Origin of the sequence: Sphingomonas sp. RB1R13 (genome assembly GCF_036663775.1) — a bacterium.
Lineage (GTDB): Bacteria > Pseudomonadota > Alphaproteobacteria > Sphingomonadales > Sphingomonadaceae > Sphingomicrobium.
The window spans coordinates 1-1,270 of record NZ_JAXOJM010000049.1; the positions used below are offsets into that span (position 1 = coordinate 1).

Annotated in this window: 2 protein-coding genes; one reads left to right on the forward strand and one right to left on the reverse strand. The window is 67.6% G+C overall.

The features are described 5' to 3' along the window. Positions 1-746 (forward strand): lipopolysaccharide biosynthesis protein (locus U1700_RS14725; RefSeq protein ID WP_443025956.1); only part of this gene is annotated, 746 nt, incomplete at its 5' end. Between the two features lie 59 nt (positions 747-805). Here U1700_RS14725 and U1700_RS14730 read toward each other — a convergent pair. Further along, a partial coding sequence (locus U1700_RS14730) for an alpha/beta hydrolase (RefSeq protein WP_332753436.1) occupies positions 806-1,270 on the reverse strand: 465 nt, incomplete at its 5' end.

Here is a 1,270-nt window from a genome sequence, read left to right on the forward strand (position 1 = left end):
TCCTGGGCGTCATGTTCGAGCCGCGCGTGGTCGGCATCTATTACATGGCGCAGCAGGTCGCCTCGCTGCCGCAGAAGCTGAAGACCAGCTTCGACCCGATCCTGGGCCCCGTCATCACCCAGAGCCTGGCCAATGGCGACATGGGCGCGATCGCGCGACAGGTGCGACAGGTCGCCTTCTGGATCATGGCGGCACAGGGGTGCCTGGCGCTGATGGGCTCGATTCCGGGCGAAGGCGTGATGGGCGTGGTCGGCCCGCAATTCGTCTCGGGCACCGCCGCGCTCGCCTTCCTGCTGTTCGCCGAGGTGCTGGCCTCGACCGGCGCGGTGTGCGAATCGGCGCTGGTCTATACCGCTCGGCACCGCAACCTGATGATCTCGATCGCGATGCTGGGCGTGCAGATCGCGCTCAGCTTCGCGCTCATCATCGGTATGCGGAAACTTGGCTGGCCCGAGACCTGGGCGGCGGCAGGGCCCGCCGTGGCGCTGGCGATGAGTGTGACCATGACCTCTGTCATCAAGGCGCGGGTGCTGTCGGGAATATTGAAGGCGCCGGTATCGCCCTTTCGCTGGCCTTTGGTCTGGGCCGCGGGCGCGGCGGTCGTGGTCGGGGGCGCGTTCACCTTGCTGCCCAAGAAGCTGGAATGGGCCGAACTGCTGTTCGGCGAGCCCGCGATCGCGGCGACCTATCTGCTGGTGCTGTGGCGCTGGGCCTTCGGGCCCGGTCACCGCTCCTGCCTCGCCTAAGGAAGCTCCCTGTGGCGATCAACTGGCCCGGCGGTACACCACCGCCGGGCCTTTTTGCGTCACCGCTCAGGGATACCTAGGGTACGCAGGACACGCAGATCCTGCTCGACGACCCCGGACGAAAGACGCTCGATCAGCCGTTGGGCCTGGCGCCACATCCCCGTCGGTTGAGGCGTAGCGCGCGGCGGGGACACTAGGCGCCCGCCGCAGATCGTCGCCAAAGCAGGCCCGTGCACGGCACCGTCGACGACCAGCGATGGAAAGGGCAAGAGCGCCTCGGGCGAAGCAAAAAGCTCGCCGCTCTGTCGGTGCAGTGCGTCGACCGACGATGGCTGGAAGAACAGGGCGCCCGCCACTTTGGACACATAATCGCTGGGCGACAGCCGGGCCCACCAGATGCTGGCGAGGCAGGCCGCGCCCTCCGCGACCAGCAGCACGGCCTTGTCGGCATGTGCCACCGCATGGTCCAACCGGGTCGCCCATATATCCCTCGCCTCACGCGAGGCCGCGTCAAACGGGACTTG